The following is a 24,213-nucleotide window of genomic DNA, read 5'->3' as shown; positions in this document are numbered from 1 at the left end:
CACACTTTGAGGTTGATGAAAACTAGTTTTCAGGCAATTTTCATCTGCTAGTGTGTTAAATATGCCCCAATCATTAGCATTCTAAAATTAACGAAAGTGAGGAGATATAAAAATAATGGATGAAAAAATAAGGGGGAGAGAATCTTCGAAAGGAATCTGAATTCTATCTCTCAATCAGGAGAGGGAAGACGAAAAAAGAGGCAGCCTAATTAAGCTGCCTCAAAGCCATGAAAACAATTAAACAATGTTCAGAAAACAGAAAACTAGAAACAATTATATTGTTAAAATCTCTTGATTTTTATCTTCTAATAAGTCGTCAACCTTTTTGCCGAAATTATCAGTCATTTGTTGTACTTCTGATTCGGCATCTTTTTCCACGTCCTCAGACAGGCCATCTTTCAAAAGCTTTTTCAAGCTTTCGTTAGCCTCTTTTCTTGCACCACGAATACTAATTCTGGCTTTTTCACCTTCCTGGCTAACTTGCTTTGTTAGTGTTTTGCGCCTTTCCTCGGTTAGGGGTGGTACATTTATGCGAATGATTTCACCGTTATTTTCAGGATTCAATCCTAAATTCGCATTCATTATTGCTTTTTCAATGGGAGCAATCATTGCTTTCTCCCAGGGTTGTATCGCAATTGTTCGAGCATCAGGAGTGCTCAGGTTTGCTACTTGATTTAAAGGAGTCATGCTGCCGTAGTAGTCAATCACGATTCCATCTAACATCCTTGTAGAAGCTTTGCCAGCACGGATATGAACCAATTCATTTTCCAGATGATCAATGGCAGCTTCCATTTTTTCTTTGCAGACCTCAATTATTAATTCTAATTCCTCTTCCATGTTCAGATGATCAGTTCATTTTTGTGCTGTGAGCAAATATAGAAAAATTTAGAGAATTTTGAAAAATCTTAACTTTTTTAATCAAAATATCCTCGGTGAAATTTCTTACAGGTGAACCAGTGTGCCAATGTTTTCACCTTTCAATACTTTAATAAAATTTCCTTTTACATCCATATTGAAAACAACAATCGGAAGCTTGTTTTCCTTGCACATGGTTGTCGCCGTCAGGTCCATTACCTTTAACCCCTGATGATAAATCTGGTCAAATGAGATCTTATCATACTTGGTGGCATTCGGGTCTTTCTCAGGATCTGCCGTATAGATTCCGTCGACGCGGGTTCCTTTAAACATCGCATCAGCTTCAATTTCAATTCCACGTAATGAGGAGCCTGTGTCGGTTGTAAAATAAGGATTTCCTGTTCCGGCCGAAAAAATAGCGACAACTCCGCTTTCCAGTGTTTCAATCGCTTTGTCCTTTGAGTAGAATTCACCAACCGGTTCCATGCGAATAGCGGTCAGCACTTTTGATTTTACGCCATGAGCTGTTAATGCGGAGTTCAATGCCAGGCTATTGATAACGGTGGCAAGCATGCCCATCTGATCGCCTTTTACACGATCGAAGCCCTGGGTAGCTCCACTCAGCCCTCTGAAGATGTTTCCACCACCAATCACAATTCCGATTTGCACGCCAAGCGCAACCGCTTCTTTAATTTGCTCAGCGTATTCATTCAGTCGGCTTTGGTCGATTCCGTAGGACTGATTCCCCATAAGAGACTCGCCACTCAGCTTTAATAATATACGTTTATATGCAGTCATTTTTTTCCTGTTTTATGCAAAGGTAGAAATATTCTAAAATTTCATATTAATTGAATATTACTGCTAGAAAGATTCTCGCTTAGCAAGATTTCGAATTCACAATTAATTGTTAATTTTACGGCCGCTGATTTTCAAGAGATATGGAAGAATTAAACGTGATTTTGTTTTTAGTAAATTTCGTCAAGACACTTTTTGTAATCATAGTGATTTATTATCTGATTCGCTTTGTTGCAAGATTAGTCCTTCCATTGTTTTTCAATCGACCCAAACAATCGAACAATTTCAACAATCAGCAAAAGTCCCGAAAAGAAGGAGATGTTACCATTGAAGGGAATAAGTCCCAAGGTGGAAAATTTTCGAATGACGAAGGGGAATATGTTGATTTTGAAGAAGTAGACTAAATTCAAACGATATTAATAAAGATTTTATGGCTCAGGAAGATATTTTTAAGAAGCTGATCGCTCATTGTAAAGAGTATGGATTCGTTTTTCAATCGAGTGAAATTTACGATGGGCTTGGAGCTGTCTATGACTACGGTCAGAATGGAGTTGAACTTAAAAATAACATCAAAAAATATTGGTGGGATAGTATGGTGATGCTCCATGAAAATGTCGTGGGATTAGATTCGGCCATCTTTATGCACCCAACTATCTGGAAGGCTTCCGGTCACGTTGATGCTTTCAACGACCCATTAATTGATAATAAAGATTCGAAAAAAAGATACCGTGCCGATGTGCTAATTGAAGAGCAATTGGCCAAGTTCGAAGATAAAATGAACAAGGAAGTTGCCAAGGCTCAAAAGCGTTTTGGTGATGCCTTTGACGAAAAGCAATTTCGCGAAACCAATCCCCGTGTTTTAGCAAATCAGAAGAAATGGGATGAATTGCATGAGCGTTTTGCAAATGCACTAAATGATAATGATCTGGCAGAATTGAAGCAAATCATTATTGATCAGGAAATAGCATGTCCGGTTAGCGGAACCCGCAATTGGACTGATGTTCGCCAATTCAACCTGATGTTTGGCACAGAAATGGGCTCGACTGCTGATGGCGCCTTGAAAGTTTATCTTCGCCCGGAAACAGCACAGGGGATTTTTGTAAACTACCTGAACGTACAAAAAACCGGACGAATGAAAATACCTTTTGGGATTGCACAAATTGGTAAAGCTTTCCGGAATGAGATTGTGGCTCGTCAGTTTATTTTTCGTATGCGTGAGTTCGAACAAATGGAAATGCAATTCTTCGTTCGTCCCGGATCAGAATTGGAGTGGTTTGACAAATGGAGAGAAACCCGAATGAAATGGCACCGTGCTCTGGGGTTTGGCGACGACAATTATCGTTTTCACGAGCATGAGAAATTGGCGCACTATGCGAATGCGGCTGTCGATGTAGAATATAAATTTCCCTTTGGCTTTAAGGAAGTGGAGGGAATTCACTCGCGTACCGACTTCGATTTGTCACAGCATCAGGAGTTCTCCGGTAAAAAAATTCAATATTACGATCCTGAATTAGGGAAATCCTACGTGCCTTTTGTGGTTGAAACATCGATTGGTGTCGACCGCATGTTCCTGCAAATTATGTCGGCTTCTTATTTCGAAGAGGAACTGGAAGCAGCCAATGGTAAAAAGGATACCCGGGTAGTCTTGAAATTACCAGCACCATTGGCTCCTGTAAAACTAGCAGTTATGCCGTTGGTAAAAAAAGACGGACTGCCTGAAAAAGCTCGCGAAATTATTGACGACCTTAAATTTGATTTCAATTGTCAATATGATGAGAAAGACTCGATTGGGAAACGATATCGGCGTCAGGACGCAGTTGGAACACCTTTCTGCGTTACCGTTGATCATCAAACATTGGAAGATCAAACAGTAACAATTCGTTATCGCGATACCATGCAACAAGAGCGCTTGCCAATTGCTGACTTAAAAGAAGTCGTTTCTTCTCAGGTCAATTTCAAAGCTCTTTTTGCAAAATTGAAGTAGAGGTATAAAAGATTAAGCAAAATAGATGTGGGTGGTTTCAATTTTGAAACCACCCTTTTTTTTGCATTGTAGTATAGCTGCCAAATGATAATAATTATTCCTTAAAGGGAGTTTTTTATTTTTCTATTTTGGGTAGTATTGTGTCAATTTGATACAGATTAATACGATATTTAAATTAATTGCTGCTAATCTCATGATAAAACGATTACAAAATGCGCTGTAGGTCTAATGATAGCTGTCGATTCATGTTGTAAAATATCTTTTTAAAAAACTGTAAGTTAGATTTCATTTATTTTCCGAATAATCAGTTTTAGAAGACCTGATGTGATCATTTTAGTATTGAAATATGAGCTTTAACTTTCATTTTATAAGTTTACTCTTGTTAACAAAATAAAAACATGCATTTTGTCAGGTTTTAGTAGAAATTCTGCCTTTAAATTTGCCACTGTTAGAATCACATCTAATAATTGAAGATGAAACCGGATAGATGTATTGACATCAAATGAACATTGTCCGGGGGTGTTTGATAAATAATCGTGAATGTTTAAAAATTTACAAGATGAAACGAGCATTTAACAGCTTTTATACACAGAAGTATGATTTTATGCGAGTTCCATATGATACCATAAAAAAACAAATAATTATAATCATATGAAAAAGAGAAACAGAATTATTAGCTTGCTATTTGTTGCATTTTTTGCATGCTCGTTGAGCGTTTTCGCTGGTGGCGAAACTGATTTTGTTGATGAATATAAGATTTCCTCAAAAGTCGATTTCGAACCAGGCAAAACCTATCAGAAAAGTTGGGAAATTACCTATGGAGAATCAAAAAGGCCCGTTGAGGTTTTATTGAAAGCAACCCGTAAAGGCGACGAATACATTGTTCGCACCAAGTATTTCGAAGTAAAGTATGTTAGTTCGAAAAAGGGATTTGGTGCCCGCTCAATAGACTCTTCGGACCTGATTGTTCCCGAAAGTTTAAACAACCAAGTGATTAATGAAGACAAATTGGCTAATCAAAAAACTATTTTGGCATTGCAGGTTGACCGTGAAAGAGCATTAGCGTTAATCGCCGATTTTCTTCCCGAATTGGTCAATGAACAATATCAAAATATCCTCAACTAACATTAATTAGTTTATTACCTCAATAGCCGCTTTCCCCCCAGGAAGCGGCTTCTTCATTTTATTACCATTGGGTGGAAATCGCCAATTGCTCCAACTGGCTTCGTATTTCTTATTTCATGTGTCAGTAAAATACAAGGTCTGGCATCTTCTAGCCCGAATCCATTCCCTGACAAAATTTGCTGGTAGGTTTGAGTGTGCAGATCGGTAAAGCCACCACTAAACTCAATCTCGTTTCCTTCAACCGATATTGATCGATATGTCCGCATCCCCCGTTCTTTTGCTTCGAGAGGAATGTCGTTATTATCGAGACTTAAATACCAGCGAACACGCGCATTTTTTAGTTGTAAAAAGCCGGCAGCTTTATCGGCTTCGTACAGATGCACAATACTGTTTTGCACTTCGCCAAAAATCCACTGTAGCATATCAAAAAAATGAATGCCGATGTTGGTGGCAATTCCTCCTGATTTCTCAATGTCGCCTTTCCAACTTTTATAGTACCATTTCCCGCGAGAGGTGATGTACGTTAAATCAATATCGTAACTTTTGTCTTTCGGCCCGTTTTTGATCTTTTCTCGCAATGCTATAATGGTTGGGTGAAGTCGAAGCTGTAAGATATTGAATACTTTCTTTCCGGTGGAAAGTTGTGCTTTTTCAATCGCCTCAATTTCCTCAGGATACAAAACCAGGGGCTTCTCGCAAATAGCAAAAGCATTATTGTTTAAAGCCGATTGAATATGCTGAGCATGCAGATAGTTTGGAGAGCAGATGCTGATGTATTCAATCGGGTGATCCGTTTTTTGCTCTTCGGATAGGAATTTTTCAAACTTACTAAAGTCAAGAAAAAACTCGGCTTCAGGGAAAAAGCTATCCATGCGCCCCATTACGTCAAAAGTGTCGGTAGCTGCCACAACTCTGTTGCCGGTTTCCTTGACGGCCCGCAGGTGTCTTTCGGCAATAAAGCCGGCGGCTCCTATTATTGCAAAATTCTTCATTACAGTTTATATACTTTATCCGATGGATTTTTAATCACATTCCTTAGATCGACAATCAGTTTTGAATTCTTTTCAATGAAGTCAGCTTCGAATAAATCGTGATTTGTGCTGATAACCACACAATCAACTTCACCCAATAACTTGGTGGAATATTCTGAAGATTGATAGCTGCGGCCTTCATCAGTTGTGGTTTCGGCAACAAACGGGTCATGGTATAAAACGTCACCACCTTTTTTGGCAACTTCATCCATAATCTTTAGCGCCGGCGATTCGCGCGAATCATCAATGTTGGGTTTGTACGCGACACCCAGAAACAGGATTTTACTCCCATTGATTGCTTTTTTGTGCCGATTAAGTGCCGATGTGATTTTAATCGTCATCCGGTGAGCCATCATATTGTTGATGTGGCCGGCAGTGTGAATCATGCTAAGGTCGAAGCCAAACTTTTTAGCGATATGCTCCAAGTAGAATGGATCCAAAGGTATGCAGTGTCCACCAATTCCGGGGCCGGGATAAAATGCTTGAAATCCGTATGGCTTTGTTGCAGCAGCATCAATCACCTCCCAGATATTAATGTTCATTTTTCCACACAGTAAAGTCAATTCATTAATAAGACTGATGTTTACCAGTCGATAGGTATTCTCCAAAATTTTAACCATTTCGGCAACCCGTGGCGAACTTACGGTGTGAATCGAATCGATCGCTTTTGCATAAATGGCTTTTCCAATCTCCAGTCCATCATCGGTTAAGGCACCTAAAACTTTAGGTGTATTTCGGGTGACAAATTGCTTGTTTCCCGGGTCGACACGCTCGGGAGAAAAAGCCAACCAGAAATCATCACCATGCTTCAACCCGGACTGCTCCTCTAAAATTGGCAGAATAACATTTTCAGTTGTGGTTGGGTAAGTTGTACTTTCCAGACAGACAAAAGTCCCTTTTTTCATGTGCCGGGCTATCGAATTGCACGAATCTTCAATAAAGCTCATATCGGGCTTTTTGAAGATATCCAACGGGGTTGGCACGCAAATCAGGATGGCATCGCAGCTATTCAGTTTCGAAAAGTCAGTTGTCGCTACAAGTTTTCCTCCTTCAACAACGCTGGTTAAATCGTTATCTTTTACATCGCTAATGTAATTTTCAGCAGCATTAACTTTGGAGGCCTTCGCTTCTGATTTCTCGAAGCCAATAACCTGAACGCCTTCAGACGCAAAGCTTACAGCCAGTGGCAATCCCACATATCCTAAGCCAATGACTCCCACCACTTCTTTGGAATCAGTAATTTTCTGAAGTATGGTTTCTTTTAATTTCATGCGTTTTCTTTTTCCAACTGGTTGTTGACAACTTGATATTTTTCACCGGTCTCGGGGCATTGTAGATTTTCATCCAGCACGGCTCCGGATTGACTTACCCAGCCTTTTTGTAAGGCTGGCACACCAACCATCAGTGCATAGGGTTTAACATCTTTAGTAACAACAGCCCCGGCTCCAATAAAAGCATACTCTCCTATGGTGACTCCACACACAATCGTTGCATTGGCGCCAATAGAAACTCCTTCTTTAATGCGGGTTTCCCGGTATTCCGTTTTTCGCTCCACAAAAGAACGGGGATTGACAACATTGGTAAACACACAACTTGGCCCACAAAAAACATCATCTTCCAGAACAACTGAATCGTAAACACTCACATTATTCTGAATTTTGACCCTATTGCCGATTTTTGCTTTTCCGCCGACATAACTGTTTTGACCAAGCACACAGCTTTTGCCAATTTGAGCACCAGACATCACATGACTGAAGTGCCAGATTTTGGTTCCTGTTCCAATTTCGGCACCATCATCAATGTAGGCTGTTTCATGAGCAAAGTAATTCTTTATCTCGTTCATCAAATGTTATTTATAATTGCATTAGCAACTTGGTTTATTTCTTCAATGGTGATTAATCCATGCATGGGCAATGACAACACTGTTTCAGACAATAGTTCTGAAACTTCAAACAATTCCTGTGCAGAAACATTGTTTCTAAACGCTTCTTGGTGCGGCAATATTAACGGATAATGAACTGCCGTTGGAATACTTTCCTGAGCTAGCTTCGTTTTCAATTCATTTCGTTGACTAACGCCTATGGTGTATTGAGCCCAAACACTCTCCCGATTTTCTACAATTTCAGGTAAAAGTACATGGCCATTAAGTTGTTTGTAATATTGCTCAGCAGCCTTTTGCCGATTCGTGATTTCATCTTCAAAGTGCTTCAGCTTCACCCGTAGGATTGCAGCTTGCAGGGTGTCCATTCGCCCGTTAATCCCAATATATTTGTGGATATAGCGCTTTGTCTGCCCGTGTGAGCGAAACGTTTTCACTTTTTCAGCCAGTTCATCGTTGTTGGTGAAAACAGCTCCTCCATCGCCATAACATCCTAGTGGTTTGGCGGGGAAAAAACTGGTTGTTGCAATTTCAGTCAATGAACAGGAGCGTTTGCCATGGTATTTTGCTCCAAATGACTGCGCGCCATCCTCGATCACCCAAAGTCCATATTCTTTCGCAATTGCATTAATCGCATCCATATCAGCACACTGACCATAAAGTGAGACAGCAATAATCCCTTTCGTTTTGGGAGTTATCTTTTCTTCAATTCTTTTAGGATCAATATTAAAATCAATGGGTGACACATCAACAAAAACAGGCGTGGCCTTATAAAACTCAATCATTGATGCCGATGCAATGAAACTGAAGGCCGGACAAATAACTTCATCCCCTGGTTTTACTTCCAGAGCCATTAACGCAAGCAGAAGCGCATCAGTACCTGAACTGCATGAGATCGCATGGTTTACACCAGTAAAGCTAGCCAATTCTGACTCCAGTAATTCAATTTCTTTTCCATTTATAAAAGAAGAGGAATTAATCACCGAATGAATAGCAGCATCAATTTCTTGCTGATAGGCTTGGTATTGTTTATTGAGATCACAGAAATTCATAGTGTTTTTAATAGTGGTACAAAAATAATGGAATTCATGTAAGATTATTACATTTGCTCAACAAAGTGACAAATGAAGAAAGTCCTCATCATAACATATTATTGGCCTCCCAGTGGTGGAGCGGGAGTACAGCGCTGGTTGAAGTTTGCGAAGTATTTACCGGAATTTGGATGGGAACCAATAATTTATACAGCTGAGAATCCTGAAACGCCAGCACTGGATGAGTCTTTATTGGATGATATACCTAATGGAATTGAAGTCCATAAGTTGCCAATATGGGAGCCACTGAATGCCTATAAGAAGTTTACGGGTAGAAAGCCAACAGAGAAGCTTGGGGCTGGTTTTTTGTCAGAGTCGAAAGCTCCAAAATTGAGAGACAAACTGGCTATTTGGATTCGGGGAAATCTGTTTATTCCAGATGCTAAAAAATTTTGGATCCGGCCTTCCAGCACATATTTAGAACATTATTTAAAGAAGAATAAAGTTGACCTAATTATTAGCACTGGACCTCCGCATTCTGTCCATATGATTGCTTATAGATTAAAGCGTAAATTTGCGTTGCCTTGGGTTGCTGATTTTAGAGATCCTTGGACTGAAATAGACTTTTATCAACATTTGAATTTGTCAGGATACGCCGACCGAAAACACAAGGTACTAGAGAAGAACGTTTTGGATTGTGCTGATCTGATTGTCTCAGTTGGGAATAAAATGGCCAGTGCTTTTTCAAAAAAAACGAAAACGAAACAAATTGTGATCACCAATGGATATGACGATGATGATATTCCCAAAAGGACAAATCCTGTCGATCCGGAACGATTTATTCTAATGCACGTTGGATCAATTAATAAAGATCGAAATCATTCTATTTTCTGGAATGCACTAAAGTCATTGATTGAGGAAAATTCGGAGTTTTCTGAAAAATTTGAATTCCATTTAATTGGGAAGTTGGATCACTCGGTTCATATTGATGTTGAAGAAAATGGTTTGTCGAAATGGATAAAGATATTGCCGTATGTGCCACACAGTGAGGTTATAGAAAGACTCCAGGCTGCCTCTGTTTTGTATTTGCCATTAAATAACACGCAAAATGCCGATGGAATTCTAACCGGTAAAGTATTTGAATATTTTGCAGCAAAGCGACCAATTCTGGCAATAGGGCCTGAAAATGGAGATCTGGGAGATTTGTTAAAGAAAACAGAAACAGGTGAAATTGTTAATTTTAATGACTTAGAAAAGCTCATTCAGGTTCTTTCAGAGTTTTACTCAAAATATAGGAGTAAGCAATTGTCTATATCTTCAAAAGGAGTAGAGAATTATTCTAGAAAGAATCTAACTGAAAAGCTTACAATTGAATTAGAGAAATTAGTTCATGAATAAAAAGATTTTAACTATCGTAGGTGCACGACCTCAATTTGTAAAAGCTGCAGCGGTGAGTCGAGCATTAAATTATTTTGATTTGAATGAAATCATTGTGCATACCGGACAGCATTTTGATTATGGCATGTCAGAAATTTTCTTCTCTGAAATGGAGATACCTCACCCTAAATATAATTTGGGAATTAACTCATTGTCGCATGGTGCAATGACAGGTAGGATGCTTGAAGAGATCGAATCAATAATTTTGAAGGAGAAACCTGATTTTGTAATGGTTTATGGTGATACAAATTCAACATTGGCGGGAGCGCTAGCTGCTTCGAAATTACATATTCCGGTGGCACATGTTGAGGCTGGATTGCGATCATTTAATAGGAAGATGCCGGAAGAGATCAACCGGATTTTGACGGATCGAATCTCTTCTGTTTTATTTTGTCCAACGCAGACTGCTATCAGTAATTTACAGAAAGAAGGGTACGGACATTTCAATTGCCAGGTTGAATTGGTAGGAGATGTAATGTATGATGCGGCGATGTACTACAGTGAGAAATCGGCAGAAAAATCAAAAATTATCCATGACTTGAATTTGACCACCCCTTTTATTCTGGCAACTCTACATCGGCAGGAAAATACAGATGACCTGAATAACTTAACATCTATTATTGAGGCTTTTAATGAAATTGGCCAATCGACAGAAGTTTTGTTGCCACTGCATCCACGTACCCGAAAAATTATTGAGCAAGCAGCACTGAAAACGAATTTCCGAGTAATTGATCCGGTTGGATATTTTGATATGATTGAGCTGCTCAAACATTGTTCGCTGGTGATGACAGATAGCGGAGGCTTGCAAAAAGAATCTTACTTTTTTGAGAAGAACTGCATTACGCTGCGCGACGAAACCGAATGGACCGAATTGGTAGAAAAAGGTTATAATGTGTTGACCGGAGCCCGAAAGAATACTATTGTTGTTCAAGCCGAAAAAATGGTGCAGAAAAAAAATAACTTTAGCACTCGCCTTTATGGAGATGGAAGTGCTGGAATGAAAATAGCAGAGTTTTTAGCGGGAAAGGATTAGCTATGAGTAAACGTGTATTACTTATTTACTCTAATTATAGCTCTTTCGTAAAGTCAGATTACGAAATTTTATCTGAAAAATATCAAGTTGACCGATACAAGTTTCGTCCGCGAAAAGGCCTATTTCCCTTTTTATTCCAGTTCCTAAAACAATTCGTTCATCTTTTAATAAATGGGTGGAAGTATGATGTTTTCTTTATTTGGTTTGCCGACTATCATTCTTTTCTGCCTACGTTGTTTGCCCACTTGAGTAGAAAGAAGTCTATAATAATTGTTGGAGGATTTGATGCAGTTTCAATTCCAGAAATTGAATTTGGTGTGTTCTATAAAAATAATTTACGAACAAAGTTTGTTCGGTTGTCTTATAAATTGACAAAGTTTATTTTGCCGGTTGATGAAACTCTTGTTAAATCGACTAATTACTACGTCAATCCACAAGGTCAAAAGATAGGAGTTTTGAATTTTGTTGAAAATGTAGAGGCTGCAATTTTAGTAGTGCCCACGGGATATGATTCTGATTTTTGGAAAAGGCTTAATAACGATAATAGAAGGAATGTGATCACTGTAGGAGGTTGTTCGGATTGGAAAACTTTTAGACGAAAAGGGCATGATTTTTTCCTGGATGTTGCCCGCAGCATGCCAGAATACAAGTTTACCCTATGTGGTATTGCGGAACCGATGCGGAGGGAAATCATAGGGTTAGTCCCATTTAATGTGAAAGTCTTAGGATTCATCACACAGAAAGAAATGATACAGCAATTTTCAAATCATAAAGTTTTCACACAGTTTTCTCTAAGCGAAGGATTACCCAATACGCTATGTGAGGCCATGCTTTGTGGTTGTGTTCCCGTTGGCAGTAATGTAAATGGAATTCCTGATGCTATTGGAGAAACTGGTTTTATATTAGAAAATCAGGATGTGTCAAAAGCCGTTCAACTAATTGAGGAGGCACTTTATTGTGACGACTTTATTGCCCCTCGTGAAAGGATAATAAAGCTTTATGACATCAAGAAACGTAAAAGTGAAATTGGGGGTTTAATTGAGTCATTCAAATAGTTTGCTAATCATTTTTGACGCTGAACTTTTAAAACGATTATGAGGCATACTTATTGGAATCTCCATAATATAGCAAGCTACATCTTTAAAAATATCGTGATTAAGTTTTAACCAATTTCTATGAACAACTTCTAAATCGATGATTGGCTTTTTATCGGCAAGTACAGAGTTAAAATAGTGCCAATTGAGGTGCTTCTCAAAATCGGAAAATTCAGTTTTGAGGACTGATACGTTTAGTTCAGCTACTTTTTCAGTATTAAATTTTTTCAATTTCAATTTTGAATAATTCCCTCGACTAAGAAAAATGTATTTTTTTAAAGGAACAGGAGAGAGTGATGTAGCCTTAGAAAATAACTCCGATGGATTAATTGTTCTTCTTACTTTAGAGGAACCGAAGATGCCTTTTTTTATTTTCCATGCTAATTTGTCATCGATGCTTCTGTTTGCGAAGATTAAATCTTTGATCTTTTTATTGTGAACCAGATTATAGGCATAAATTTTAGGCCAAGATAAGTTTGGATATACCTGTCCTGTTTTATTTAAAATGGCAATATCATCATTTAGGAAACCAAAATTTTCATTTTTTGCGAGCTCTAGTTCCAGTGAGGTTTTCCCAACGCCTCCTGTTCCGCCCAATAAGAGAGCTTCTTCATTATTATAGGAAAAACCGGAGCAGTGCACAAGTGTATATTCTGGAAAGAAATAAACTGCAGGATACAAACAATTTTCCCAGATAATTTGTGTTAACCGTTCTTCGATATTCTCATATTGGATATTGTAAAGCTTTTTTAAATACTCAATAGCTTTATTCCCTTGTTTAAAAAGCCGTACCTCAATCTTAAGTTTGCTATTTTTATAGTAATAACAAATTGTATATTTAGGATATTTTGCGGTAAAACCATCTTTTAAAAGCTTGTGACTGGAAGGATTATTAAGGGTTTCTGTTGAAGCAGAAGTGTCATTATCTACCACTCTTATTTCGACTAATGGATTCGCATTTGTATCAGGGAGAGAGTTAAATTGTGCTCTGAATTTTTTTATTCCCTGTTTATAAATATCTGGAATTTGAATACTCACTGGGATGTTATACATCTGAATCGTCTTCTCCATAGTCAATTACGAATTTAAATCTTTACTATTTGTTGTAATGCTTTTTGAATTTCTTCTGAGATTGGCGCCTTGTATACCACAATAGCGGTTAATATAGTGATTATCGTTCCTCTAATAAAAATATCTAAAATAAATTGTTGTTGAGGAATAAGTTGTAGTAATAAATAGATCCCTGTGTTAAAGACAATTACAGCTACGAACTTGTAATTGAATGGTTGCAAGCCAAATCTGTGGAACAAAAATAAAAAGCGCATCAGGTTATTTAGAAAAAGTGCAACAGCAATGGCAATGGCAGCACCGGTAATTCCCCAAATTGGAATTAGAAAATAAAGCAATGCAACCACAACAACGATTAGCGAAAGAATAAAATAGAGCGATACTTTATAATATTTTGAAAAGGCAATAACCTGAGCGTTTGCGCCGGTCATCATGTCGAATAGGTAGCCCAGACCAATAAAAAAAATCACCCATCTTGATTGCTCATAAGCCGGGCCAAGTATGGTTAGAATGTTTTCTATGTTCGCCCAAATTCCCAAAAATAAAAATCCTCCAATAATAAACTGATTAATACAGCTTTTGTAATAAATCTCTTTGATTTTTAATAAGTCATCATTTCTCCATGCATCGGCGATCAGTGTCCCGGCAATTTTGAGCAGAGGCCTTGACGGGATAATGACCAAAGTACCAAAATAGAAAGCAATGGTGTAAACTCCGGTATTAGATAAATCCAGCATTTGATTAATAACGATTTTGTCAATATTAAAGACAATCATAGAGCCAAGTCCTCCCAAAACAGAAAAGGAGGCAACGCTTATTATTTCTGTTCGGAGCTCTTTTGTAATAAATTTCAGGTTGGGTTTAAAATGAAGTTCATCCTTCAAAAACAGGTGAATTAAGATAATTATTCCTTTGCTACTTATCACAATGGCAAACGCTATGATTAGCTGATGGATATTAAATACTTCGAAGATATACAACAGCATCGCAACCAATATGCCAAATCGCTGAAAAAACTCCTGAAGGAAAGTCCCAAATACTGCATCATATAGCACCTTGTTATAGGTGTCGAAAAAAGCAAAAATCATCGTAAAAAAGGTGAGCGGGAGAAGTAGAAATATGTAATCTGCAAAAAGTTTGGATTTATCGGTGTTGCTTTCAATCAAATAGGGTGAAAAGAATAAGTAGGCAAGAATGAAAATTGAGAAACCGACAGCAAGGAATAATAATGTAATAAATAGAAATCCTTGATGGTTTTTATTCTTATCTCGGAAATGAGGAAACATTCGGGAAGTAACTCCATGAACTCCCAGAAGTGAAAACTGTCCAAATAAAGTAGCGTAAGCAACAAGCAAGCTGAAAAGTCCAACGGTGTCAGTCGAAATATAATTTGGATACAAATAAGAAGTTGTTACAAACCCGATGAGAACCCCCAGATATGACCAAATACTTCCTTTAATCGATTGCCTTATGATAATCCCCATTGCTATCGGATTCAATAATTATTTGCTTACTTTTGTTACCATTCAAAATGTAATAAGCTTTTGTTTATGATGACAAAGATAAAAGGCAATCGCAATATTCTTGCTATTCTCGGAATTATCCTACTTTTTATTATTCTTTCATTTAGTTATTTCTCTCCTTTGTTAGAAGGCAAAACAATTGCCCCTGGCGATACCAATAGAGCCACTGCCATGGCCAAAGAAATTAGAGATTATAGAAGTAATAGCATTGAATCGCAATGGACCAATAGCATGTTTGGGGGAATGCCTGCGTACCAAATTTCAGCAAAATACCCGGGAAATATACTTGCGTATGCTCAAAAATTCTACAATAAGATTCCACGTCCAGCGAGCTATTTGATACTGAATTTAACGCTTTTCTTCATTTTGCTTTTGGTATTTAAAGTCAATATATGGGTTAGTTTTATTGGTGCCTTAGCCTATGGATTTAATTTAGCCTTTTTTGTATGGATTGATGCCGGGCACATGTCTAAAGCGCACACGCTAACTTATATGGCCTTGGTTGTTGCAGGGGTTTTGCTAGCCTATAAACGAAAGCCAATATTGGGAAGCCTGTTAACAGCCATTTCACTCTCCTGGATGTTGAGTGCCAACCATCCCCAGATTACCTATTATGCCGGCATTATGGTGTTGATTATTGGTGTGACATATTTTATTGATGCGTTGAAAGAAAAATCACTTCCTGCATTTTTGAAAACTTCGGCCTTGCTCATAGTCGCCTTATTACTAGCAGTAGGAACGAACTTCTCCCGACTTTATACCACTTATGAATATGGTGAGGAGTCGATGCGGGGTGAGTCTGAATTAACGGCTGACGAAGATCAAACTTCCGGGTTGGATAAAAGCTATATATTGGATTACAGTTATGATTTGGGTGAAGTGATGACCGCTTTTATTCCCCGCTTTAAAGGTGGGGGCATGTCGGAACCATTGGGGGATGAATCACACGTCTACCAATTTTTTGCCAACAATCAAGGGAAGGCCCAAGCCAAACGGATAGCCGAAAATTTACCGTTGTACTGGGGAAGCCAGCCGATTTCGGGTGCGCCATTTTACTACGGGGCGGTGTTGTGTTTTCTATTTGTGCTTGGTCTGTTTGTCTTAAAGGGAAAGGATAAGTGGTGGATTGTGGCTGTGGTGGTTGTCTCTTTTCTCCTCTCGTTGGGGAAGAATTTCGGTGTCTTAAGTCATTTTATGATTGACTATTTTCCCGCTTACAACAAGTTTCGGGATGTGAAAAACATCATCGTTATACAACAGTTTGCCATGGCTTTAATGGGTGTTTTAGCCGTGCGTGAATTGTACCGGAACCGGCAAAATCAAAAAGAACTCATTCAAAAACTGAAATACACCTGGTTTGTTGTTGGGGGCTTGGCTTTGGTCTTTGTTCTACTGCCTGGCTTAGCAGGCGATTTTAGGGCACCGTCGGATGCCCGGTTGATACAAGCCGGATGGCCGGATCAACTAATGGAAGCCTTGAGGGCGGACCGCAGGATGGTGTTGAGGACTGATGCTTTCAAAACCTTTCTTTTTGTGACTATTGCTGCCGGGGTAATTTGGCTCTACATCAAACAAAAAATAAAAGCCAGCTATGCTTTGGCAATTTGGGCGATTTTAATTCTGGTAGATCTTTGGCCTGTCAATAAGCGTTACCTGAATGATGAAGATTTTGTATCGAAGCAAAAAGCAGAAACTCCGTTTATGGCATCTCAGGCTGATCAGGAAATATTGAAAGATAAGAGTTTGGATTATCGGGTTTTGAATCTATCAGTGAATCCGTGGGCCGATGCTTCAACCTCCTATTTCCACAAATCAGTAGGTGGTTATCATGGAGCTAAATTGCAACGCTACCAGGAGATGATAGAATACCACCTTTCTCCAGAGACGCAGAAGCTCGGAGGTCGTTTGCAAAACATCAATTCGCAAGCCGGCATGGATGCTGTTTTTCAGGGACTGCCTGCCATCAATATGCTGAATACCAAGTATGTCATTTATAATCCGAAAGCGGCACCACTTCATAACCCGCAAGCCTTGGGCAATGCCTGGTTTGTTGAGGATATTCAGTTTGTTGAAAATGCCGACGAAGAAATTGAAGCACTGGATGAACTTGATCCGGCAAACGAGGCTGTTATTGATCAGCGTTTTTCCGATGAACTGACCAATGTAAGTTTCGACTCAGGATCGCCATCAGTGATTAAATTGATTGCATATCAACCCAATCACTTAACCTACGAAGCCAATGTTGAGAACGGAACACCATTGGCCGTCTTCTCCGAAATATATTATGACAAGGGTTGGAATGCCTATATTGATGGGGAGCTTGTTGAACATGTGCGAGCAAATTATATTTTGAGAGCGCTGCCTATTCCTCCAGGAAAACACGAAGTTGAATTCAAGTTCGAACCACAGTCATACCTTGTTGGGAATAACATTTCGCTGGCTAGTTCTATCATTTTGATATTGGCGTTGGCAGGAGTTACTATTTATGAGCTAAAGAAGAAAGGAAAAAATGAAAAAGAGGCGACCGACAAAGCTTAAGCGCAGATTAATACGTTCTTACCTGACTTCGACCATCAGCATCACGCTAGTTTTATTTCTGCTGGGGATGCTGTCACTTCTAATACTGAATGCCGGTCGGCTGTCTGATTATGTGCGCGAACACGTAGGTTTCACCTTGGTTTTAAACGACAATGTTGGTGAGGCTGAAATTTTACGCCTTCAGAAAATATTGAGTGCTTCGGATTACGTAAAGTCTTCCAATTATGTGAATAAAGAAGATGCCGCCAAACAATTGACCAAAGAATTGGGCGAGGATTTTGTCGGGTTTTTAGGTTTCAATCCGTTGTTCGCCTCTGTCGATGTTAAGTTGCATGCTGCTTATATGGAGGAAGATAGTTTGGTTGTACTTGAGAATGACTTCTTGTCGTATCCTCAGGTGAAAGAGGTTTATTATCAGCGTGATCTGGTTCGCATTATCAATCAAAATGTCAAGCGAATTAGTTTATTCCTCTTGATCTTTTCGGTGCTGCTGCTTGTCATTTTTTCGACCTTAATAAATAACACGATCCGTATTGCTATTTATTCGCAACGATTTATCATTCACACGATGAAATTAGTAGGAGCTACCCGCTCGTTTATCCGAAGACCTTTTATCCTGAAAAACATTGTATTTGGAGTTGTAGGAGCATTGATCGCCAATATGGGAATCCTGGCAATAATATACTCTTACCGGCAAGACTTTGAAGGTATTATAGACAGTCAGCAGTTTAGTGCCATCGGCCTTGTTTTCGTTATCGTTTTAGGCTTTGGTATTCTGATTTCCTGGTTATCGACCTACTTTTCTGTCAACAAGTATCTTCGAGCCAGGTACGAAGAGCTTTTTTACACCTAGCTATTAGCGTTTTGTAAATTACTAAAACTCTATGAAATTGTTATTTCATCTGTTTTCAGACAATATTCAATTGCTGAGAATGGTTATTAAAAATAGATTTTTTACTTTCGTAGCAATTTAATCGACTTCAGTTATGGCAAATAGCAAGCAGGAAAACTCGCAACCAACATTCGCACTGGGCAAAGAAAACTACAAGTTGTTGTTAATCGGTTTTGCAATTATAGTAGTTGGCTTCATTTTAATGGTTGGCGGAAAAAGCGAAGACCCTTCAGTCTTTAATCCCGAAATCTTTAGTTTTCGAAGAATTACGCTGGCACCTCTCGTGGTTCTGTTTGGCTTTCTATTTGAAATTTACGCTATTATGAAACGATCAAAAACCGAGAAATAGTCAATGGATTTATTACAGGCATTTTTGTTAGGCATTATTCAGGGATTAACCGAATTTTTGCCCGTTAGCTCTAGTGGCCATCTCGAAATAGGACACGCACTATTGGGTGTAAAAGGTCATAATAATTTACTCTTTGCAGTTGTCGTTCATGGCGCAACCGTATTAAGTACCTTGGTTGTTTTTCGAAAAGATATTCTTGATTTATTTAAAGGTTTATTGGCTTTTAAATGGAACCAGGAAACCAAATATGTCTCCTTCCTTCTTCTTTCGGCAATCCCTGTACTTATTCTTGGGTTGTTATTTAAAGAAAAGATAGAAAGTCTGTTTACCGGCAACATTGTGTTTGTTGGAAGCATGCTTTTGATTACGGCGTGCTTGCTCGGCTTCACCTATTTTGCCAAATCGCGAGAAAAGAGCATTGGCTGGCTCGATGCTTTGCTCATTGGAATTGCTCAGGCGATGGCTGTTGTTCCAGGTATTTCACGTAGCGGATCGACAATTGCCACAGGGCTTTTGCTCGGTAAAAAACGGGAAGATATGGCTCGATTCTCCTTCTTAATGGTACTGATTCCAATTATAGGTGCCAATTTCCTCGACCTTGTGGGTGGTGAGATGAGCGCTGCAGACTCAATTGGAGTGCTTCCTTTAGCTGTTGGATTTATTGCTGCGTTTATATCCGGGCTACTTGCCTGCAAGTGGATGATCAAGATTGTCAAACAAGGCAAACTAATTTATTTCGCTGCTTATTGCCTCATTATCGGTTTAATTGCTATCTTTGCAGGCTGAAAAATCGACTCCATATTTCTGGTAAACTATTAATTAAAAGAGTTTTTCATGGGCGAGGAATCCAAAAACGTTGACTTTGTCAAAGGAGAAGTATTGCTTTTTGATAAGGAATTGAATTGGACATCCTTTGATCTGGTGCAAAAGGTGCGGAATAATCTTTGCCGTGCGATCGGTATTAAAAAGCTCAAAGTTGGGCATGCTGGTACCTTAGATCCGAAAGCTACCGGCCTGATGATTTTATGTACCGGAAAAGCGACCAAGCAAATTGAGTCTTTTCAGGCAGGTGAAAAAGAATACTTTGCCAAACTGAAATTGGGGGCTACAACTCCTTCTTTTGATTTAGAGACCGAAGAAGATGCCCGGTTTGAAACGGGACATATTAATAAAGAGAAAGTCGAGGAAGTTTTGCAGCAGTTTATTGGCGATATCGAACAGGTACCTCCGGTATTCAGTGCCGTTAAAATTGATGGACAGCGTGCATATACTCACGCTCGGAAAGGAACTGAGGTGAAAATGCGACCTCGCCAGATTAGGATTAAAGAAGTTGAGTTGGTTGAGTTTTTGCCAAATCAAATTGAGATTCGAGTTGTTTGTAGTAAAGGAACTTACATCCGTTCTCTAGCTCGTGATATTGGTAAGGCACTCGCAAGCGGAGCTTATCTCGTTGGTTTGAGACGAACACAAATCGGAGATTTTCGGATTGAGGATGCTTTAACGACAGAAGAGTTTCTAAAAAATATAGACAAATTTGTAACCAATTGAATATTCGCCCGTAAAACGGGGTTTTGGATTATCAAAAAATTATTCATATATGAAGTTATCTAAGTTCAAATATAAACTGGATGAAGAGCAGATTGCCTTGCATCCCTCGCAAAATAGGGATGAGTCGAGATTGATGGTATTGCATCGTGACACCGGCAAAATTGAGCACAAATTATTTAAAGATGTCACTGAATATTTTAACGACAAAGATGTTATGGTATTCAACGACACCAAGGTATTTCCGGCACGTTTATATGGGAACAAGGAAAAAACGGGTGCTAAAATTGAAGTGTTCTTACTACGTGAATTAAATCGCGAACAGCGTTTATGGGACGTATTAGTTGATCCCGCCCGTAAAATACGTATTGGCAACAAACTATATTTTGGCGAAGACGATATGTTGGTAGCCGAGGTTATTGACAATACGACTTCTCGTGGACGTACTTTACGTTTCTTGTTTGACGGGCCCTACGATGAGTTCAAAAAAACGTTGTACAGTCTGGGCGAAACTCCACTACCCGGTTTTATACAACGACCAGTTACCCCTGAAGATAAAGATCGTTACCAAACAATTTTTGCGAAACACGAAGGTGCTGTTGCTGCACCGACTGCAGGACTCCATTTCAGTCGGGAGCTATTGAAGCGTCTGGAGATTATTGGGGTCGACTTCAGCTATGTAACTTTACATGTTGGACTTGGAAACTTCCGAAGTGTAGACGTTGAAGACTTGACTAAGCATAAAATGGATTCGGAACAAATCTGGATTAAAGATGAAGCGTGTGAAGTCGTCAATAATGCGAAAATGCAAAAGAAGAATGTTTGTGCTGTTGGAACAACCGTGATGCGCACATTGGAAACTTCCGTTTCAACCCAAGGTCATCTGAAACCATTTGAGGGATGGACCAATAAGTTTATTTTCCCTCCATACGAGTTTAGTGTGGCAAACCGCATGATTACTAACTTTCACCTACCTATGTCAACCTTATTGATGATGGTAGCTGCTTTTGGAGGATATGACTTGGTTATGGATGCTTACCAACAAGCTATTAAAGAAGGCTACCGATTCGGAACCTATGGCGATGCAATGTTGATTTTGTAAAAATATACAACAAGATATCGAATGGCTGTCAATATAATTGATGGCCATTTTTGTTTTTAGGAATGTTTGATGTCTCACCTGGTTTTGGATGACTCACTCAGGTTTGTAAGAGTAAACTTCAAGTTGATCGTACGATTAATCCCAAAAAATGGGTGTTTGCTGTCGTATCTTGTAATAAGAGTGGAGTATTTACGTGAAATTACCCATTGTGTCAGGAAAGATCTCATCGCATATTTGATGATATAAGATTTGCATCACTCACGCTTTGGTAGTACCTTGTTTGTGGGTGAAAGGGCGAAGCAGTATCTTCTCCTAGAATAGGGGAGTGAAAACCCGGATTTAAGGAAGATTGAATTTTAAAGTTCACCAGAATAACATTTCTGTGAGTGAGGAGGCGAAGCTGTATCGGGTCCTCCTGTTTCTACCTTTTTATATGATGTACTAATTTTATAAACTTTTGATTTTTGGGGCTGCCGTCCTTTGAATCGATAAGTAGTGAGGATACTGACCATATCCTCAGGTCTCTTGCTGTTAAAACCAAGAAGCTAGTAAGACTGTATCAAAAGTAAAGAAATACATGTGTGATGAGACAAAACAAAATTCTTACGGAAGATCTGTTAAATATATTTAATGGACTTACCGATCAGGAGAAGGCAAAGTTTGATAATTCAACGATCCTTCTAACAGGCTGCGGTGGCTTTTTAGGCTACTACTTCGTTCATTTTCTGACAAAATACAAAGAGCAGCTAAACATTCGAAAGATTATTGCCCTCGATAACTTTCTTACGGGTAATAAAGATTGGCTAGATGAAGTGAATGATGAATACGACTTCTTTTCACTTCACGAATTCAACATCATCTCTGACGATGTTGCTTCAGTTCCTGATTCTGATAAGGCCAATTTGATTATTCATATGGCTTCCATAGCCTCACCTACCTTCTACCGTATTTATCCTGTAGAAACGATTGACGCAAATATCACAGGTTTGCGAAGATTGTTTGACTATTATCTGGATAAAAAAATCACCGGATTTTTATTCTTCTCAAGTAGCGAAATTTATGGCGATCCTGCAAAGGAATTTATCCCTACTCCTGAGACTTATCGTGGAAATGTGAATACGATGGGACCTCGGGCTTGTTATGATGAAGCCAAACGATTTGGAGAAACAATGTGCTGGATTTTTAACAGCAAGTACGATTTCCCGGTGACTATTGCTCGTCCGTTCAATAATTACGGACCCGGAATGAGTATTCATGACAAGCGGCTACCAGCTGACTTTGCAAAATGTGTTATTGAAGGACGTGATTTAGATATTTTGTCGGATGGAACCCCCACCCGTACGTTTTGTTACATCTCGGATGCCATTACCGGCTATCTCAAAGTATTAACATATGACAAGCTCGAAGCTTTCAATATTGGAATTGACAAACCCGAAATTTCAGTCAAGGAATTTGCTGAGCTCTATGTGAAAAACGCAAAGCAAATATTAAATTATACAGGCACTGCGACCTTCGGAAAGTCTGATGATAAGGACTACATGACCGATAATCCAAACCGAAGGTGTCCGGTCATCGATAAAGCAAAAAGTCTTTTGGGTTACAATCCAACAGTTGTCGTTGACGAAGGGATTGGTCGGTTTCTTGAGTTCTTGAAAGTTTATAATGGTAAATTATTATGAAAATTACAGTACTTGGACTAGGATTTGTTGGCCTGACTACAGGACTTGGCTTTGCAAAAAAAGGGTTTCAAACCTATGGATTTGATGTTGATTCAGACCGACTAAATTCACTTAAAAGTTTCAAAATTCCTTTTCACGAACCCCATTTAGAGGATATCTTAAAAGAGACTTTCGATAAGTCGTTTTACCTTGATGTTGATTTTGAAACAGCAATTAAAAATAGTGACGCTATATTTCTATGCGTAGGAACTCCAAGTAAAGAAGATGGAAGCGCTGATTTGAAGTATATTTATGCTGCGATTGAGCAGGTGTTGAATGTAAATACGGACAAGTTGCAGGTTATTATTACCAAATCAACTGTTCCTCCTTCAACGGTCTCACAAAAGGTTATTCCTTTTGTCGATGAGAAACTGGATAAGCTTCCCGGGCGAAAAGTTGTCTTTGCTTCAAATCCTGAATTTTTGCGTGAAGGCTATTGTTGGGAAGATTTTATTGAGCCTGATCGAATTGTAATCGGCGTGGAAGATGAGGCTGCCAAGAACATTTTGGATGAAATTTACAAACCTTTTAATGCCCCAGTTCATTACGTCAGTTACAACTCAGCCGAATTTATTAAGTATTTGTCGAACACCTTGTTGTCTACTTTGATCAGTTATGCGAATGAGATGTCTGTAATAGCAGGAAAAATAGGAGATATTGATATTCCAAAGGCTTTTCGAATATTACATGAAGACAAGCGTTGGTTTGGAGCTCCGGCCAGCATGTCCAAATATGTTTATCCCGGATGTGGATATGGTGGTTACTGTTTACCAAAAGATACCTCGGCTCTTGTTCAAAGATCAATTGAAAGTGGGTTTGAGCCTAAAATCCTTAAAGCGAATATTGATATTAACGATAAAATCAAGTATTACATTACCGAATCCATTGAAGAAAAAGTTGAAAAATCGGATTCAATTGGTATCCTCGGGCTATCGTTTAAGCCGGAATCTGATGATGTCCGGATAACACCAACCAAAGCAATTATAGAATTACTTTTCGAGAAGGGCTATCATTCGATTCATGCATATGACCCAATTGCAAATGAAGAATTTAAAAAGTTTTATCCTGATATGGCAATCGATTATTGTAACTCATTGGATGAACTTCTCTCGAAATCTAACAACTTATTAGTATTAACGGGCTGGAAAGAATTCGTTGAAAACAAAGATAAAATCCAAACCAAAAACGTATTTGATTACCGATACATCTACTAG

At 38.8% G+C, this 24,213-nt stretch carries 22 protein-coding genes; 14 read left to right on the top strand and 8 right to left on the bottom strand.

The annotated features are described in order from the left end of the window. Nucleotides 1-273: 273 nt before the first annotated feature. On the bottom strand, nt 274-837 hold the full coding sequence (frr, locus tag GR929_RS17175; protein ID WP_159522094.1) for a ribosome recycling factor: 564 nt from the start codon (nt 835-837) through the stop codon (nt 274-276). A 105-nt stretch (nt 838-942) separates the two neighbouring features. Continuing rightward, nucleotides 943-1,653, bottom strand: coding sequence for a UMP kinase (pyrH, locus tag GR929_RS17170; protein WP_159522092.1), 711 nt, complete (start codon nt 1,651-1,653; stop codon nt 943-945). Between the two features lie 140 nt (nt 1,654-1,793). Here pyrH and GR929_RS17165 point away from each other — a divergent pair, with 140 nt between their 5' ends. The 3 genes from GR929_RS17165 to GR929_RS17155 all read left to right on the top strand — a co-directional run bounded on the left by GR929_RS17165 (nt 1,794) and on the right by GR929_RS17155 (nt 4,759). Then, entirely contained in the window at nt 1,794-2,054 is a 261-nt protein-coding gene (locus tag GR929_RS17165) for a hypothetical protein (RefSeq protein WP_159522090.1), read from the top strand. Nucleotides 2,055-2,080: 26 nt separating this feature from the next. Then, nucleotides 2,081-3,634, top strand: a complete 1,554-nt coding sequence (locus tag GR929_RS17160) for a glycine--tRNA ligase (RefSeq protein ID WP_159522088.1) — start codon at nt 2,081-2,083, stop codon at nt 3,632-3,634. Nucleotides 3,635-4,285: 651 nt separating this feature from the next. Then, complete coding sequence (locus GR929_RS17155) at nt 4,286-4,759, top strand: hypothetical protein (protein ID WP_159522086.1); 474 nt, start codon at nt 4,286-4,288, stop codon at nt 4,757-4,759. Between the two features lie 53 nt (nt 4,760-4,812). Here GR929_RS17155 and GR929_RS17150 read toward each other — a convergent pair whose 3' ends face one another. From GR929_RS17150 to GR929_RS17135, 4 genes are read right to left on the bottom strand one after another with little or no spacing between them, the layout of a single operon-like run. Beyond that, complete coding sequence (locus tag GR929_RS17150; protein WP_159522084.1) at nt 4,813-5,751, bottom strand: Gfo/Idh/MocA family protein; 939 nt, start codon at nt 5,749-5,751, stop codon at nt 4,813-4,815. After that, nucleotides 5,751-7,061, bottom strand: coding sequence for a nucleotide sugar dehydrogenase (locus GR929_RS17145; RefSeq protein WP_159522082.1), 1,311 nt, complete (start codon nt 7,059-7,061; stop codon nt 5,751-5,753). Before GR929_RS17145 ends, GR929_RS17150 begins: the two co-directional genes overlap by 1 nt. Beyond that, nucleotides 7,058-7,633, bottom strand: coding sequence for an acyltransferase (locus tag GR929_RS17140; RefSeq protein ID WP_159522071.1), 576 nt, complete (start codon nt 7,631-7,633; stop codon nt 7,058-7,060). The genes GR929_RS17145 and GR929_RS17140 overlap by 4 nt, the downstream gene beginning before the upstream one ends. After that, entirely contained in the window at nt 7,633-8,721 is a 1,089-nt protein-coding gene (locus GR929_RS17135) for a DegT/DnrJ/EryC1/StrS family aminotransferase (protein WP_159522069.1), read from the bottom strand. The genes GR929_RS17140 and GR929_RS17135 overlap by 1 nt, the downstream gene beginning before the upstream one ends. Nucleotides 8,722-8,793: 72 nt before the next feature. Between GR929_RS17135 and GR929_RS17130 the strand changes: the two genes are divergently transcribed. Genes GR929_RS17130 through GR929_RS17120 form a run of 3 tightly spaced genes read left to right on the top strand, consistent with a single transcriptional unit; the run spans nt 8,794 to nt 12,225 of the window. Further along, complete coding sequence (locus GR929_RS17130; RefSeq protein ID WP_159522067.1) at nt 8,794-10,098, top strand: glycosyltransferase family 4 protein; 1,305 nt, start codon at nt 8,794-8,796, stop codon at nt 10,096-10,098. Beyond that, a complete protein-coding gene (gene wecB, locus GR929_RS17125) occupies nt 10,091-11,170 on the top strand; it encodes a non-hydrolyzing UDP-N-acetylglucosamine 2-epimerase (RefSeq protein ID WP_159522065.1) in 1,080 nt (359 codons plus the stop codon). Before GR929_RS17130 ends, wecB begins: the two co-directional genes overlap by 8 nt. A 2-nt stretch (nt 11,171-11,172) precedes the next feature. Beyond that, complete coding sequence (locus GR929_RS17120; protein ID WP_159522063.1) at nt 11,173-12,225, top strand: glycosyltransferase family 4 protein; 1,053 nt, start codon at nt 11,173-11,175, stop codon at nt 12,223-12,225. On the opposite strand, the gene GR929_RS17115 is transcribed toward GR929_RS17120, so the two are convergent. Together GR929_RS17115 and GR929_RS17110 are read right to left on the bottom strand one after the other, a co-directional pair. Then, complete coding sequence (locus tag GR929_RS17115) at nt 12,214-13,335, bottom strand: hypothetical protein (protein ID WP_159522061.1); 1,122 nt, start codon at nt 13,333-13,335, stop codon at nt 12,214-12,216. The two genes, GR929_RS17120 and GR929_RS17115, sit on opposite strands and share 12 nt — an antisense overlap. Before the next feature lie 14 nt (nt 13,336-13,349). Continuing rightward, nucleotides 13,350-14,816, bottom strand: a complete 1,467-nt coding sequence (locus GR929_RS17110; protein WP_159522059.1) for a lipopolysaccharide biosynthesis protein — start codon at nt 14,814-14,816, stop codon at nt 13,350-13,352. Between the two features lie 66 nt (nt 14,817-14,882). Between GR929_RS17110 and GR929_RS17105 the strand changes: the two genes are divergently transcribed. The 8 genes from GR929_RS17105 to GR929_RS17070 all read left to right on the top strand — a co-directional run bounded on the left by GR929_RS17105 (nt 14,883) and on the right by GR929_RS17070 (nt 24,213). Beyond that, nucleotides 14,883-17,393 (top strand): YfhO family protein, encoded by a 2,511-nt coding sequence (locus GR929_RS17105; RefSeq protein ID WP_159522057.1) that lies wholly within the window; start codon nt 14,883-14,885, stop codon nt 17,391-17,393. Next, complete coding sequence (locus GR929_RS17100) at nt 17,365-18,246, top strand: cell division protein FtsX (RefSeq protein ID WP_159522055.1); 882 nt, start codon at nt 17,365-17,367, stop codon at nt 18,244-18,246. The genes GR929_RS17105 and GR929_RS17100 overlap by 29 nt, the downstream gene beginning before the upstream one ends. A 133-nt stretch (nt 18,247-18,379) precedes the next feature. Continuing rightward, nucleotides 18,380-18,634: a DUF3098 domain-containing protein gene (locus GR929_RS17095; protein ID WP_159522053.1), complete on the top strand. Its 255-nt coding sequence runs from the start codon at nt 18,380-18,382 to the stop codon at nt 18,632-18,634. A gap of 3 nt (nt 18,635-18,637) precedes the next feature. Further along, on the top strand, nt 18,638-19,420 hold the full coding sequence (locus GR929_RS17090; RefSeq protein ID WP_159522051.1) for an undecaprenyl-diphosphate phosphatase: 783 nt from the start codon (nt 18,638-18,640) through the stop codon (nt 19,418-19,420). Nucleotides 19,421-19,468: 48 nt separating this feature from the next. Beyond that, nucleotides 19,469-20,182, top strand: a complete 714-nt coding sequence (gene truB / locus GR929_RS17085) for a tRNA pseudouridine(55) synthase TruB (protein ID WP_159522049.1) — start codon at nt 19,469-19,471, stop codon at nt 20,180-20,182. 49 nt (nt 20,183-20,231) lie between these two features. Beyond that, on the top strand, nt 20,232-21,281 hold the full coding sequence (queA, locus tag GR929_RS17080) for a tRNA preQ1(34) S-adenosylmethionine ribosyltransferase-isomerase QueA (RefSeq protein WP_159522047.1): 1,050 nt from the start codon (nt 20,232-20,234) through the stop codon (nt 21,279-21,281). 584 nt (nt 21,282-21,865) lie between these two features. Beyond that, complete coding sequence (locus tag GR929_RS17075; RefSeq protein ID WP_159522045.1) at nt 21,866-22,960, top strand: NAD-dependent epimerase/dehydratase family protein; 1,095 nt, start codon at nt 21,866-21,868, stop codon at nt 22,958-22,960. After that, a complete protein-coding gene (locus tag GR929_RS17070; RefSeq protein WP_159522043.1) occupies nt 22,957-24,213 on the top strand; it encodes a UDP-glucose dehydrogenase family protein in 1,257 nt (418 codons plus the stop codon). Before GR929_RS17075 ends, GR929_RS17070 begins: the two co-directional genes overlap by 4 nt.

The sequence above is a fragment of the Sunxiuqinia indica genome (assembly GCF_009847015.1).
In the GTDB taxonomy this organism is placed as follows: Bacteria; Bacteroidota; Bacteroidia; order Bacteroidales; family Prolixibacteraceae; genus Sunxiuqinia; species Sunxiuqinia indica.
This window is presented reverse-complemented; position numbering and strand designations above follow the sequence as displayed.